This is a genomic window from Micromonospora sp. WMMD712 (assembly GCF_029581295.1).
GTDB classification, from domain to species: Bacteria; Actinomycetota; Actinomycetes; order Mycobacteriales; family Micromonosporaceae; genus Micromonospora; species Micromonospora carbonacea.
In genome coordinates, this window is the sequence record NZ_CP120743.1 from 3,788,301 (window position 1) to 3,801,639 (window position 13,339).

11 protein-coding genes and 1 tRNA gene are annotated in these 13,339 nt (G+C 73.3%); 4 read left to right on the top strand and 8 right to left on the bottom strand.

Annotated features, from left to right (window positions below; genetic code table 11):
* Positions 1-61: 61 nt before the first annotated feature.
* Complete coding sequence (locus tag O7633_RS16245; protein WP_282328373.1) at positions 62-2,458, bottom strand: M4 family metallopeptidase; 2,397 nt, start codon at positions 2,456-2,458, stop codon at positions 62-64.
* Positions 2,459-2,625: 167 nt separating this feature from the next.
* Between O7633_RS16245 and O7633_RS16250 the strand changes: the two genes are divergently transcribed.
* Positions 2,626-3,174, top strand: coding sequence for a hypothetical protein (locus O7633_RS16250; protein ID WP_282328374.1), 549 nt, complete (start codon positions 2,626-2,628; stop codon positions 3,172-3,174).
* Positions 3,175-3,219: 45 nt separating this feature from the next.
* Here O7633_RS16250 and O7633_RS16255 read toward each other — a convergent pair whose 3' ends face one another.
* The 4 genes from O7633_RS16255 to O7633_RS16270 form a co-directional block, all read right to left on the bottom strand.
* Positions 3,220-3,864, bottom strand: a complete 645-nt coding sequence (locus tag O7633_RS16255; protein WP_282328375.1) for a histidine phosphatase family protein — start codon at positions 3,862-3,864, stop codon at positions 3,220-3,222.
* Positions 3,865-3,942: 78 nt separating this feature from the next.
* Complete coding sequence (locus tag O7633_RS16260) at positions 3,943-4,362, bottom strand: VOC family protein (RefSeq protein ID WP_178066591.1); 420 nt, start codon at positions 4,360-4,362, stop codon at positions 3,943-3,945.
* A gap of 35 nt (positions 4,363-4,397) precedes the next feature.
* Positions 4,398-4,796 carry an AraC family transcriptional regulator gene (locus O7633_RS16265; protein ID WP_282328376.1) on the bottom strand — a complete coding sequence of 133 codons (399 nt, stop codon included), beginning with the start codon at positions 4,794-4,796 and terminating at the stop codon, positions 4,398-4,400.
* A gap of 82 nt (positions 4,797-4,878) precedes the next feature.
* A tRNA-Thr gene (locus O7633_RS16270) sits at positions 4,879-4,955 on the bottom strand.
* Between the two features lie 365 nt (positions 4,956-5,320).
* Here O7633_RS16270 and ugpC point away from each other — a divergent pair.
* Positions 5,321-6,412, top strand: coding sequence for a sn-glycerol-3-phosphate ABC transporter ATP-binding protein UgpC (ugpC, locus tag O7633_RS16275; RefSeq protein WP_091277939.1), 1,092 nt, complete (start codon positions 5,321-5,323; stop codon positions 6,410-6,412).
* A gap of 136 nt (positions 6,413-6,548) precedes the next feature.
* Here ugpC and rlmB read toward each other — a convergent pair whose 3' ends face one another.
* A complete protein-coding gene (gene rlmB, locus O7633_RS16280; RefSeq protein WP_282328377.1) occupies positions 6,549-7,679 on the bottom strand; it encodes a 23S rRNA (guanosine(2251)-2'-O)-methyltransferase RlmB in 1,131 nt (376 codons plus the stop codon).
* Positions 7,679-9,094: a cysteine--tRNA ligase gene (cysS, locus tag O7633_RS16285; RefSeq protein WP_091277942.1), complete on the bottom strand. Its 1,416-nt coding sequence runs from the start codon at positions 9,092-9,094 to the stop codon at positions 7,679-7,681. The genes rlmB and cysS overlap by 1 nt, the downstream gene beginning before the upstream one ends.
* 229 nt (positions 9,095-9,323) lie before the next feature.
* Here cysS and O7633_RS16290 point away from each other — a divergent pair, with 229 nt between their 5' ends.
* On the top strand, positions 9,324-9,935 hold the full coding sequence (locus O7633_RS16290) for a helix-turn-helix domain-containing protein (RefSeq protein WP_141723625.1): 612 nt from the start codon (positions 9,324-9,326) through the stop codon (positions 9,933-9,935).
* Positions 9,936-10,227: 292 nt separating this feature from the next.
* Positions 10,228-11,412: a hypothetical protein gene (locus O7633_RS16295; RefSeq protein WP_282328378.1), complete on the top strand. Its 1,185-nt coding sequence runs from the start codon at positions 10,228-10,230 to the stop codon at positions 11,410-11,412.
* Positions 11,413-11,656: 244 nt separating this feature from the next.
* Here the strand turns inward: O7633_RS16295 and O7633_RS16300 are convergent, their stop codons facing one another.
* Positions 11,657-13,333, bottom strand: a complete 1,677-nt coding sequence (locus tag O7633_RS16300) for a S8 family serine peptidase (protein ID WP_282328379.1) — start codon at positions 13,331-13,333, stop codon at positions 11,657-11,659.
* Between the last annotated feature and the right edge of the window lie 6 nt (positions 13,334-13,339).

Consider the following 13,339-nt stretch of genomic DNA (forward strand, 5'->3'; position numbering starts at 1 on the left):
GACGTGGGCCCGGCGACCACCCGAGTGGGTGGCCGCCGGGCCGGGAGACGGTACGGCTACGTCAGGCGACGTCGACCGCGGTGTCGTCGACGACGAAGGACGTCTGGAGCGAGGCGTCCTCCGTGCCGGTGAACTTCAGGGTGACGGTCTGGCCGGCGTACGAGGCCAGCGAGAAGGACTTCAGCGCGTACCCGGTGGCCTTGTTCAGGTTCGAGTACGTGGCCAGGGTCGCCAGCACCGTCCCGGACGAGTTGAGCACCTGCACCGTGAGCTTGTCGTACTGGGTGCTCGTGGTGCTCTCGGCCGAGTCGATGTGCAGCCAGAAGCTGAAGTTGTACGAGGTGCAGCCGGCCGGCAGGCTCACCGACTGGGCGAGCGTGTCGGTGTGGCGGCTGCCGTAGCCGTTCAGCCAGGCGCTGTAGGTGCCGGTGCGGGCGGGCTGGTCGGAGCCGTGCTGGGCGATGACGCCGGAGGAGGCCGTCCACACCGTGTTGCCGGACTCGAAGCCGGCGTTGCCGAGCTTCTGGCCCGCGCCGGTGCAGCCGCCGCCGACGCTGCTCACGGTCAGCGTGTAGGTGGCCGTGTGGTTGATCGAGGTGCCGGTGCCGGTCACCGTGACGGTGTAGGTGCCCGCCGGGGTGCTGGTGCTGGTGGCGATGGTGAGGGTGGACGACGCGCCCGAGGTCACCGAGGCCGGGCTGAACGACGCGGTCGCGCCGGAGGGCAGGCCGGACGCGGAGAGCGCGACGGTCTGCGCGGTGCCGCTGGTGGTGGCGGTGGCCACGCTGGTGCTGGCGGAGCCGCCGGCGGTGACCGAGCCGGAGGTCGGCGAGAGCGTCACGGAGAAGTCGTTGCCGGTCGACGAGCAGGGCGCGTCGCTGCCGGCCACGTTCACCGCGGTCCACGCCGCCTGGACGGCCTTGTACTCGGTGGAGCAGCTGCCGTACAGGTCGGTGGCCGCCCGCAGGGTGTACGCCCGCGCGGTGTTCGCCGGGTTGCTGGTGTTGACGTACGACGTGTTGGAGGTGAAGTACACGTCGAGCGCGCGGAACCAGATCTTCTCGGCCTTGGCCCGGCCGATGCCGGTGACCGCCGGGGCGGAGCCGCAGACCGGCGAGGTGCCGTACGCGGTCGCGCCGGTGCCCTCGGCGAGGTTGAAGTAGAAGTGGTTGCCCACGCCGGAGGAGTAGTGCACGTCCTTGTTCTTGGTGCTGGTGGACCAGCACGAGTCGGACGAGCCGTCCAGCGACGGGTTGTACATGTAGCGCAGCGGCGTGCCGTTGCCGTTGATGTTGATCTTCTCACCGACCTGGTAGTCGCCCGGGTCGCTCGGCGCGGCGGCGTAGAACTCCACCATGTTGCCGAAGATGTCGCTGGTGGACTCGTTGAGGCCACCGGACTCGCCGGAGTAGACCAGGCCGGCGACGGCCTCGGTGACGCCGTGGCTCATCTCGTGGCCGGCGACGTCGAGGGAGACCAGCGGGCGGGAGTTGCCGGAGCCGTCGCCGTAGGTCATCCGGGAGCCGTCCCAGAAGGCGTTGACGTAGTTGTTGCCGTAGTGCACCCGGCTCGGCACACCCTGGCCGTTGCCGAAGATGCCGTTGCGGCCGTGCACGTTCTTGAAGTAGTCGAACGTCTTGGCGGCCCCGAAATGGGCGTCGACGGCGGCCGACTGCCGGTTGGAGTTGGCGCCGGTGCCCCACACGTTGTCGGCGTCGGTGAAGGTGGTGCAGGTCGACGTGCCGTTGTTCATGTCGCAGGTGGTGCCGTTGCCGCGCACCGGGTCGATCATCTGGTACGTGCTGCCGGAGAGCGTGGTGTCGACGGTGACCGCGCCGGTGTAGATGCCGGTCCCGCTGCCGGCGACCGACTCGATCTCGTCGTACGAGCCGATGAGCGCGCCGGTGACGGCGTCGGTGATCACGTGCAGCTTCGACGGGGTCTGCTTGTCGGCCTTCCAGCCGGAGACGACGGTCTCCCAGGCCAGGCGGCCCTTGCCGGAGCTGGCGTCGACGAAGAGCTCCGGGGCGCCCACGGCGGTGAGCGAGCCGGAGAACTCCTTGCGCGCGGCCGCCTTGGCCTTGGCCGAGGTGACCTTCGGGCTGGTGCCGAGGGTCAGCGGGGCGGCGAGGCCCACCGACGCGCCGGCGTACTGGCCGTTGGCCGTGGCGTGGATGACGAAGTCACCGCCGTAGACGCGCAGGCCGTGGTAGGTGCGGGTGTAGCGGGTGTGCGAGGCACCGCTGCCGTCCACCTTGGTCCGGACGACCTGGTAGGCCTCCGCGCCGGTCCCCTGCACGGCGCCGGGGTTGGCGCGCAGGACCGAGTCGGCACGGGCCGCGGCGGCGGCGTCCGGGGTGGGGGCGGCGGGAGGGGCCGCTTGCGCCGTGGTGGTGACGCAGGCGAGCAGGCCGCCGGTCAGCAGCGCTGCGCTCGCAGCGGCGAGGGTTTTCTTCACGTGCCCTCCTGGCAAGGAATGTGTGACGGGGGTAGTCACGCATGTAGATATAGAGTCACATCAACGAAAGGGGAAGCCTGGCGGCGTTATCAGACACCAACACTGGCCGAACGGATGAGTAACAGCAGGTGACGGAACCGGGCCGAGTCCGGACACGTCCTACCAATATGAGATCGACTCTCCTCCGCGCCGCCCTCGTCGCCACCGCCGTCACCGCGTCGCTGGCGTCGGTCGGATGCTCCGCCGGCGACCCGGGCGCCCCCACGTCGGCCCCCTCCGGCGTCACCGGGCCGACGCCCGCCCCGGGCGCGCCGACCACCGGCCCGGCGGGGTCCGCCGAAGGCCCGGCGACCACCGCCACCGCCGCCCCGGTGGCCGCCGACCGCGTGGTCGTGCGGCGCTCCGGTGGCTACGGCGGGCTGGACGACACCGTCACCGTCGAGCCGGACGGCCGGTGGACGGCCGTCGACCGGGCCGGCGCACGGCGGACCGGCCGGTTCACCGGGAGCGACCTCGACCGGCTGCGGCAGCTCGCCGCCGCCCCCCGGCTCGCCGAGGGCGGCACGACCGATGGGGACGGCCGTTGCTCCGACGCCTTCGAATACCGGGTCAGCGTCGGCGGCACCACGGTCGACTGGACCGACTGCCCGGTCGCGGGCACGCCGCCGCAGGCCGCGGCGGCGCTGGCCGAGTTCGTGCTCACGGCCGCCCGCTGACCCGGGGTGGCGGCCACCGCCGGCGACGACGCCCCGCCGGGGGGGTCAGAAGCGGTAGGCCGCCGGAAGGCCGGTGGCCCGCAGGTCCGGCGGCAGGTGGGACACGTCGTTGACCGCGACCAGGGTCGCCGGGCCGGCCGAGTGGTAACGGATCACGGTCAGGCCGGCGTTGTGGTGGCCCAGCCCGAGCCAGCGCCCCGGCGGCGCGTCCAGCGCGTGCCGCACCAGCCAGGCGATCAGGAAGGTGTGGGTGACCACCAGGACCCGGTCGTCGCCGTCGGCCGGCACGGCGGCGAACCGGGCCACGGCCGCCGCCGTCAGCCGCGGCCCGTCGACCCGCTCGGCCGGCGAGTAGGCGGCCAGGAGCCTCGCGTACGCCGGGGGCAGGCCCGCCGGGTCGGTGTCGTGCGGCAGGTGGTCGCCGGCCAGTTCGGTGGCGCACACCGGGACACCGGGCAGCGACCGGGCGACCAGCCCGGCGGTCTGCGCGGCCCGGGGCAGCGGCCCGTGGTGGACGGCGGCGAACGGCACCCCGCGCAGCCGCTCGCCGAGCAGCTCCGCCTGCCGCCGGCCCCGGGCGGAGAGGCCGACCTCCGGCGGGTCGCCCGAAGCGCCGTCGGGCCCGCCCTGCCCGTCGGCGGGCCGGTCCTGCTCGCCGTGCCGGGCCAGGAAGAGCAGGCGGCTCGCCATCGTCACCTCACCGGTCGGGAGGCGCGATGCTAACCCGCGCGCCCGCCGCCCGCCGGCCCGGCCGAAACGGGTAAGGGCTCAGCCGCGCGGGAACATCTGCCCGATGCGGATCTTGTTGCCGAACGGGTCCCGGATGCCGAAGTCGATGCCGTACGGGCGCTCGGTCGGCTCGTCGGTGATCTCCACGCCCTTGCCGACCAGATCCTCGTACGTCTTGCGCGCGTCGTCGGTGGTCATGAAGAGGTAGCCGCCCAGCGCCCCCTTGGTGAGCAGCTCCCGCACCTGCTCGGCCGTCGCCGGGTCGAGGGCGGGCGGCCCGGGCTTCTCCAGCAGGATCTCCCGCTCCGGGTCGCCCGGCAGGTTCACCGTCAGCCAGCGCATGAAGCCGAGGTCGGCGTCGGTGTTGACCTCCATGCCGAGCTTGCCGACGTAGAAGTCGAGCGCCTCGTCCTGGTCGAGCACGTAGATCTGGGAGCGGCTGATCGCGTTCATCGTCATGCCCGGAACGCTATGCGCCCGCCCTGACCTGGTGCTTATCCAAAACTGCTGGGTCGCGTCCAGGCCCTCGCGAAGCAGGTGGGCACGTCCGCCGGAGCCCTGCCCCGCCGGTACGCCGTCGGCGGTTCGCCCACGATCCGGTGGAACGTCCGGCTGAACGTGCCGAGGCTGGCGAACCCCACCGCGAAGCAGACGTCGGTGACGTCCCGGTCGGTCTGGGTGAGCAGGTACATGGCCCGCTCGACCCGGCGGCGTTGCAGGTAGCGGTGCGGGGTCTCGCCGAAGGTGGCCCGGAAGGTGCGGATGAAGTGCGCCGACGAGACGTGCGCGATCCGCGCCAGGGCGGGGATGTCCAGCGGCTGGGCGTACGCCCGGTCCATGGCGTCGCGGGCGCGCAGCATCGCCCGGTTGGACTCCTCCACGGCGCGGCTCATCCCACCCCCGTCGCGCTACGGTCGCTGTTGCTGTCACGGCACCGGGACGGCCCGGCAGGACGCCGGAACCGCCTTGTGGGACTGGAGCCCCCGGCCGGGATCGAACCGGCGACATCTCGCTTACAAGGCGAGTGCTCTGGCCAGCTGAGCTACAGGGGCGCATCGTGCGTGGTCAGCATAAGCGACAGAGCTGCGAACATCCCCCTCGGCAGCCCCTCCGAGCACGGAAAACGCAATCTTTCCGGCCCGGGAGGCAACGGTTCGTCGCCGGCCCGCCGTAACGGTGCGGAGATTGATGCCCGGCTGTGCCCGACTGACCGGAATGTGTATGCCGTCCGTCGCACCCGATGCTTCATGTCTTGGCAGGTTACGAAAAGCCGTTTACCGTGCAGTGACACGGATGACACTTCCGGCGGTCCCCGACTGCCCGGCGTGTCGCCCGATGGCCGGCGTCACACGACGCCGGTCGCTCCTTCACTCGGATCGTCCGGCACGTTCCTGCCGGTGAAAGGAAGCGCTCCAGCATGGCCACGGTCACCTACGCGAAGGCGTCCCGCATCTACGCGGGCACCGAGCGTCCCGCAGTGAACCAGCTCGACCTCCAGATCGGGGACGGCGAGTTCCTGGTCCTGGTCGGCCCCTCCGGTTGCGGCAAGTCCACCAGCCTGCGCATGCTCGCCGGCCTGGAGGACGTCGACGACGGCGCGATCTACATCGACGACCGCGACGTCACCCACCTGCCGCCGAAGGCCCGCGACATCGCGATGGTCTTCCAGAACTACGCCCTCTACCCGCACATGTCGGTGTACGAGAACATGGCGTTCGCGCTCAAGCTGCGCAAGACCCCCAAGGACGAGATCGACCGGCGGGTCAAGGAGGCGGCCGGGCTGCTCCAGCTGGAGGAATACCTCAGCCGCAAGCCGAAGGCCCTCTCCGGCGGTCAGCGCCAGCGGGTCGCGATGGGCCGGGCGATCGTCCGCGAGCCGCAGGTCTTCCTCATGGACGAGCCGCTGTCGAACCTCGACGCCAAGCTCCGGGTGCAGACCCGTACCCAGATCGCGTCGCTCCAGGCGAAGCTCGGCATCACCACCGTCTACGTCACCCACGACCAGGTCGAGGCCATGACCATGGGTCACCGGGTGGCGGTCATGCTCGACGGCGTCCTCCAGCAGGTTGACACCCCCCGGGCGCTCTACGACACCCCGGCCAACGTCTTCGTCGCGGGCTTCATGGGCTCCCCCGCCATGAACATCAAGACCGTGCCGTTCAGCGAGCGGGGCGCGGCGTTCGCCGAGATGAACATCCCGCTGACCCGCGAGCAGGCCGAGGCGGCCCGCGCCGAGGGCGGCAACAACAAGGTCACCGTCGGGTTCCGCCCGGAGGACTGCGACCTGGTCAGCCCGACCGAGGGCGGCATGCCCGTCGTGGTCGAGCTGGTCGAGGACCTGGGCTCCGACGCGAACGTCTACGGCCACGCCGCGCTGGAGGGCCACAACGAGCGGTTCGTGGTCCGCACCGACCGGCGCACCATGCCGAACATGGGCGACACCGTGTTCGTCAAGCCGCGCGCCGGCCGCACCCACGTCTTCAACGCCGCCACCGGCAAGCGGATCTGACGCAGCAGCACCAGAGGGGGCGGTCCGCCGGGTGGCGGGCCGCCCCCTTCGCGTACGCCCGCCGCAGCCGGACGCACGGCGGGCCGCCCCCTGGGTCAGGGGACGGCCCGGCGTGGCGGACGGATGTGGTGGGGGGTCAGGACCCCGCGGCCCGGCGGCGGGCCACCTCGGCGAGGGTGACCGCCGCGGCGACGCTGGCGTTGAGCGACTCCACCTCGGAGACCATCGGGATGCTGACCGTCAGGTCGCAGGTCTCGCCGACCAGCCGGGACAGCCCGCGCCCCTCGGAGCCGACGACCACGACCAGCGGACCGACGGCGACCTCCAGGTCGTAGAGGTCGGTGTCGCCGTCGGCGTCCAGGCCGACGACCATGAACCCGGCCTCCTGGCACGCCTTGAGCGACCGGGTCAGGTTGGTGACCTGGGCGACGGGCACCCGCGCCGCCGCGCCCGCGCTGGTGCGCCAGGCGGTCGCCGTGATCCCGGCGGCCCGCCGCTCCGGCACGAACACGCCCTGCGCGCCGAACGCGGCGGCGGACCGGATCACCGCGCCGAGGTTGCGCGGGTCGGTGACCCCGTCGAGGGCCACCAGCAGCGGGGCCGTCTGCTCCAGCGCGGCGGCCACCAGGTCCTCGAACGGCTCGTACGCGAACGGCGGCACCTGGAGGCCGATGCCCTGGTGCAGCACGCCGCCGGTCATCCGGTCCAGCTCGGCCCGGCTGACCTCCAGGATGGCGATGCCCCGGTCGGCGGCGGTGCGGACGATCTCGGTGATCCGGTCGTCGATCTCGATGCCGTGGGCCGTGTAGAGCGCGGTGGCCGGCACCTGGGCGCGCAGCGACTCCAGCACCGGGTTGCGCCCGACCAGCAGCTCCGGGCTGTCCTTCGCCGGGTTGGACTTGCGGCCCGGCGCGACCCGGGGCCCGCTGCGACCGGCCGGCTTGCCGCCCCGGCCGCCGGCGCCGCCCCGCAGGGTCGGCACCCCCCGGCCGCCGCCCCGGCCCCAGGTGGTGTCCTTGGTGCCCGGCTTGCCGACCTTCGGGGTACGCCCCTCCTCGGCCGCCGCCCGGCGCTCCTTGTCCTGCTTCCAGGCGGTGCGCTGGGGCAGCTTCTCGGTGCCCGAGTAGGCCTTGTGCCAGGGACGCTCGTCGGCGGGCAGGGTCTTGCCCCGGCCCGCGAGGGCGTCCTTGTTCTTGCCGCCGGAGCCCTTGGGGGCGCCCGCCTTCGACGTCAGTCGCCGGCCACGGCGCTGCGAGTTGCCGGCCATCAGTCCTGCTCTCCAATAGTCCAACGGGGGCCCTGGGGGGTGTCCTCGACCACCACGCCGGCCAGCTTGAGCTGGTCGCGGACGGCGTCCGCGGCCGCCCAGTCCTTGCGGCTGCGGGCCTGCGCGCGCTGTTCCAGGGCCAGCGCGACCAGTGAGTCGACCACGCCGCGCAGGTCGTCCACGCGGCCGCCGCCGGTCCAGGCCTCGTCGAGGGGGTCGATCCCGAGGATATCCAGCATCGCCCGCGCGGAGCCGAGCGCCGTGCGGACGGTCACATCGTCGCCGGTCGCCAGGGCGGTGTTGCCCTCCCGGAGCACCTCCTGGAGCACCGCGAGCGCGGCCGAGGTGTTCAGGTCGTCGTCCATCGCGGCGACGAAGCCGGCCGGCAGCTCGCCGAGCCCGCCGGGGCCGACCCGCTCGGCGGCCCGCTGGACGAACCCCTCGATCCGCCGGAAGCCGCTGGCCCACTCGCGCAGCGAGTCCTCGGTGTAGTCGATGTGCGACCGGTAGTGCGCCGCCGCGTAGTAGTAGCGCAGCTCGATCGGGCGCACCCCGAGCGAGGCGACGTACGCCAGGTCGAGGGCGTTGCCGAGCGACTTGCCCATCTTCGCCCCGCCGATGCCGAGCAGCCCGTGGTGCACCCAGTAGCGGGCGAACGGCAGGCCGGCCGCCTGCGACTGGGCGATCTCGTTCTCGTGGTGCGGGAAGGTCAGGTCGAGCCCGCCGCCGTGGATGTCGAACTCCTCGCCCAGGTAGCGCCAGCACATCGCCGAGCACTCGATGTGCCAGCCGGGCCGCCCCCGCCCCCACGGCGACGGCCAGTAGGCGTCGGCCGGCTCGTCGGGCTTCGCGCCCTTCCACAGGGCGAAGTCGCGCGGGTCGCGCTTGCCCCGCTCCGGCGCGTCGTCGGCGGCCTGCATCGCGTCGGGCGACTGCCCGGACAGCGCGCCGTAGGCCGGCCAGGACGCCACGTCGAAGTAGACGTCGCCCGAGCCGTCGGTGGCCGGGTAGGCGTGCCCGGTGTCGATCAGCTTCGCGATCAGCTCGTGCATCTCGGGGATGTGCCCGGTGGCCCGCGGCTCGTACGTCGGCGGCAGCACGTTCAGCGACCGGTAGGCGGCGGTCAGCGCCCGCTCGTTGGCGTACGCGATCGACCAGAACGGGCGGTCCTGCTCGCAGGCCTTCACCAGGATCTTGTCGTCGATGTCGGTCAGGTTGCGGATGAACCGCACCTCGAAGCCCCTGGCCAGCAGCCAGCGGCGCAGCACGTCGTAGTTGACGCCGGAGCGGAGGTGGCCGATGTGCGGGGGACCCTGGAGCGTGAGACCACACAGGTAGACCCCCACCTTGCCGGCTTCCCGCGGGACGAAGTCCCGCACCGATCGGGTGGCGGTGTCATACAGGCGTAGCGTCACGGCTCCAGGGTAGCCGTCCACACGTTGCCGGTTCGCCCCGCGCCGGGTCGTCCGGCGCCCCGCGTTCCCGGTTCGTCCCGTGCCGGGTCGTACGCTGCCCCTCGTGGATGAGGCGGCGCGGCAGGAGCGCACGACGACCCGGACCGACGACGGCACGCGCGGTGGTGAGCGCGGTGGTGAGCGCGGTGGTGAGCGCGGTGGTGAGCGCGGTGGTGAGACAGCCCAGACGCTGGACCGGGGGCTGCGGCTGCTGCACCTGGTCGCCGACGCGCCGGGCGGGCTGACCGTCACCGAGGCGGCCAACCGGCTCGGCATCGGCCGGGCGGCCGTCTACCGGCTGGTCGGCGCGCTCAGCGGGCACGGCATGGTGCGCCGCGACGGTGACGGGCGGCTGCGCCTCGGCGCGGGCGTGCTGCACCTGGCCAGGCGGGCCCAGCCGCTGCTCGCCGAGGGGGCGTTGCCCGCCCTGCGGCGGCTCGCCGAGCAGGCCGGCGCGACCGCCCACCTCACCGTCGTCGAGGGCGGCGAGGGGGTCGCCCTGGCGGTGGTGGAGCCGAGCTGGACGTCGCTGCACGTGGCGTACCGGACGGGCACACGGCATCCGCTGGAGCGGGGGGCGGCCGGGCGGGCCATCCTCGCTGCCCGTGCCGGCTCCGCCGGCCCGGTGAGCACCAGCGGCGAGTTGCAGCCCGGGGCGTACGGCGTGGCCGCGCCGGTGCTCGGCGTGCCGGGGCTGGAGGCGAGCGTCGGCGTGGTGGCGCTGGCCCCGCTGGACCCGGAGTCAGTCGGCGAGCAGGTGCTCGCGGCGGCGACGGCGATCACCGCGGCCCTCGCCCCCTGACGCCGGCCGGCCGGGCTGGGCTGGTGGGGCCGGCTGGGCTGGTCCGGTGGGGCCGGCTGGCCGCGGCCGGTTGGGCCCGGCTGGTGGGTCGGGCCGACGGGCCGGTTGGGCCCGGCAGGTCGGCGACATGGCGGTATCCCCGCCGCCGGACACCCCCACTTGGCCGACATCGTGTCCCCGCTAGCACATCCGGGGGCGGTTGGGCCGGTTATCCACAGGGCGGGCGTCGACGGGGTGGCCGGTTGTCCACAGGGGTGTCGCGGGGCGTGCCCGGACGGTGACGCTGGTCGACATGCCCCCACAACCTTCCCGCCCCACCGCCCTGGCCCGGCAGGTCTTCCGCGGCTCGGAGGCCGTCCGGCTCGGGCTGCTCAGCCGGCACCAGCTCCGCGGCGCGTCCTGGCTGCGCCTGCGGCAGGACGTGTACGCCGACGCCCGGCTCCACCGGGACCACGGCCTCACCTGCCGCGCCGCCGTGCTGCGGCTGCCGCCCGAGGCGGTGCTCGCCGGCCCCTCGGCGGCCTACCTGCTCGGCGTCGAGCACGCCGCCTCGTTCACCGACGACGTGCACGTGCTCGTCCCCCGGTCGGCCCGGATCGACTCACAGCACGGCATCCGGGTGCACACTCTCGGCGCTGCCCCGGCGCTCCTGCCGGTGGGTGGCGGCCCGGCCACCGGGGCGGGCGGCGGCCGGACACCCGACGACCGGACACTCGACGACCACCCAGCCGGCAGCCGGACGGGTGCGGCGGGAGCCGCCGCAGACCCGGCCTTCGGTCCCGCCACCGCCGGTCAGGGAGCCGTCGAGAGGACCGCCGCCGGGCTGGGCATCGTCGACGGGACCGCCGCCGACTTGGCCTCCGTCGACAGGACCGCCGCCGAACCGGGCACCGCCAACCGGGCCGCCGTCGGGTTGGGCATCATCGACGGGACGGCCGCCGGTGCCGGGGCCCTGCGCTGGACGCAGCCGGCCCAGGCCGCCTGGGAGACGGCCGTGTGGCTGGAGCCGCTCCGGGCGGTGACGATCGTCGACAGCCTGCTCGGTCGAGGGCTGGTCACCGTGGAGGACCTGACGGCGGTCGCCGGGCACAACGCCGACCGGCCGGGCGGGCGACGCGCCCGCTGGGTGTTCGGGCTCGCCGACGGCGGCGCGCAGTCGCCACCGGAGTCACAGCTGCGACTCCGGCTGGTGCTCGCCGGCCTGCCCCGCCCGGTGACCCAGCACCCGGTTCGGCTGGCGTCGGGCCTGGTCCTGCACCCCGACCTGGCCTGGCCGGCCTTCCGGGTCGCCGTCGAGTACGACGGGCACTGGCACGCCGACGCCGAGCAGCTGCACCGCGACCGCCAGCGGCTCAACCACCTCGTCGGGGCGGGCTGGGTCGTGCTGCACGTGACCAGCCGCCGCCTCCACCGGGACTTCCCGGCGGTGGTCCGCGAGGTGCGCGCCGCCCTGGTGTCCCGAGGCTGGCGGCGATGACCCGCCCCAACCCGGCGGCCTGGCCCCAAACGGGCCTGGGCCTGGGCCTGGGCCGGGGCGCGGCGAGTCGGGACCGGGGGTTGCGCCGCCATGTCGGCGACATCGCGCCATCGCAGGGCCCTGGACCCCGCCATGTCGCCGACATGGCGCAAAACGAGCGACGACAGCCAAGCCCGCAGCCGGAAACGCGCGAGGGCCCGGGCGACCGTGGTCGCCCGGGCCCCGCCGGAGAGGATCCGCGATGTCACATGCGGGTCGTCACCGCGGCGTACGCGTCGATGATGCCGTGGCCGTAGAAGCCGTTGAACGTCGAGCTGCCGGCGCAGTAGGCGTCGAACTCGGCCGGCCGGTCCTCGTTGGCGTAGCTCTGGAGCCGGGGCTCCGGGCAGGCGTGCTCGGCGGCGGTGCGGTAGAGCTGCCGCTCCACCTTGGCCGGGTCCATGCCCAGACCGCCCTTGACCTTCTTGCCGTACTTGCTGACGATCAGCGCGGCGACGCCGCTGACGTGCGGCGACGCCATCGAGGTCCCCTGGAGGTAGGTGTAGTAGCCGCAGTCGCCGTTGGCCTTGCACTCCTTGAAGACCGACTCCTCGAAGCCGGCGACGATGTTGCCGTTCTCGTCGACGGAGCCCTCCTCCTGGAGGACGTGCTTCGGGTACGTGGAGAGGATCATGTTGGAGTCGAGGCGGTAGGTGTCGGTGCCGTACCCGTCACGGAACCAGCCACCCGGGGCGGCGACGGAGATCTGCTCGGTGCCGTAGTTGGAGTAGTCGGACTTCTTGCCCGACGGGCCGACCGCGGAGACGCCGATCACGTGCGGGCCCTCCACCGGGAGGTCCCAGCAGCTGGCGTTGTCGATCGGCCGCTCGTACGGGTCGGCGCCGTAGTCGGGGCTGGAGAAGTCGGTGCGCGGGGCGCCCAGGTCCTCGTGGTTGTTGCCGAGCGAGCCGACCAGGGTGACGCCCTTGCGGTGCGCGTAGTTGAGCGCCCGCGTCATGGCCTCGATGATCGCCCGCTGCTCGGCCTGCGACTCGGGCGAGTCGGCCGGGTTGGCCGTGCAGTTGTAGAGCCACGGGTCGACGTAGAACGACATGTTGACCACGTCCAGGCCGACCTTGCCGGCGTGCACGAGGGCGTTGACGACCGGGTCGAGGAAGAAGTAGCCGGAGTCCTGGCCGCCCTTGAGCTCGACCAGGGTCACGTTCGGGGCGACGCCGGAGAGGCCGAAGCCGTCGGCGGCGGCGCCGATCGTCCCGGCGACGTGCGTGCCGTGCCCGCCGTCGTCGGTGCCGACCGGGTCGAGGCAGCTCGCCACCTCGCACTCGCCGTCGACCTCGGGGATGTCGGGGGCGAAGTTGCGCGACAGCGACCAGCTGAAGTTCGCCGCCAGGTCGGGGTTGCTGGCGTCGACGCCGGTGTCGAGGATGCCGACGGTGACCCGGCGGTCGCCCGGCTCCACCTTGCGGGCCTTGTCGGCCCGGATCATGCCGAGGCCCCAGAGCTTGTCGTCCAGGGGGTCCAGCTTCGCGCCCCGCTTGGCGGGCGCGCCCTTCGGCTTCGCCTTGGCCTTGGCCTGGGCGAGGAGGTTCTCCTGCTCGACCCGGTCGAGCTTCGGCTTGCGGCCGATGGCCTTCTTCTCGGCCGCGCCGAGCAGGGCGGCGTTCGCGGCGGCCCGGCTGGCGAAGTCGGCCCGGTCGCTGGTGACCTGGAACAGGCCGACCTCGTCGGTGCGGGACACGACCGTGCCACCGGCGGCCCGGATCGCGGCGACCGCCGCGTCGGCGGAGACGCCGGACTCCGCCACGACGGTGAACTCCCGGGTCACGGTCGGCTCGGCATTCGCCGGGCCCACCACGCCGGTCACCGTGAGTGCCAACGCCGTTGCGGTTGCGACGGCACCGGCGGTGAAGCGCTTGCTCACCACATC

Coding starts and splice junctions, on each gene's coding strand:
- O7633_RS16250 (WP_282328374.1), top strand. CDS start 2,626: ATGAGATCGACTCTCCTCCGCGCCGCCCTCGTCGCCACCGCCGTCACC.
- O7633_RS16255 (WP_282328375.1), bottom strand. CDS start 3,864: ATGGCGAGCCGCCTGCTCTTCCTGGCCCGGCACGGCGAGCAGGACCGG.
- O7633_RS16260 (WP_178066591.1), bottom strand. CDS start 4,362: ATGACGATGAACGCGATCAGCCGCTCCCAGATCTACGTGCTCGACCAG.
- O7633_RS16265 (WP_282328376.1), bottom strand. CDS start 4,796: ATGAGCCGCGCCGTGGAGGAGTCCAACCGGGCGATGCTGCGCGCCCGC.
- ugpC (WP_091277939.1), top strand. CDS start 5,321: ATGGCCACGGTCACCTACGCGAAGGCGTCCCGCATCTACGCGGGCACC.
- rlmB (WP_282328377.1), bottom strand. CDS start 7,679: ATGGCCGGCAACTCGCAGCGCCGTGGCCGGCGACTGACGTCGAAGGCG.
- O7633_RS16295 (WP_282328378.1), top strand. CDS start 10,228: ATGCCCCCACAACCTTCCCGCCCCACCGCCCTGGCCCGGCAGGTCTTC.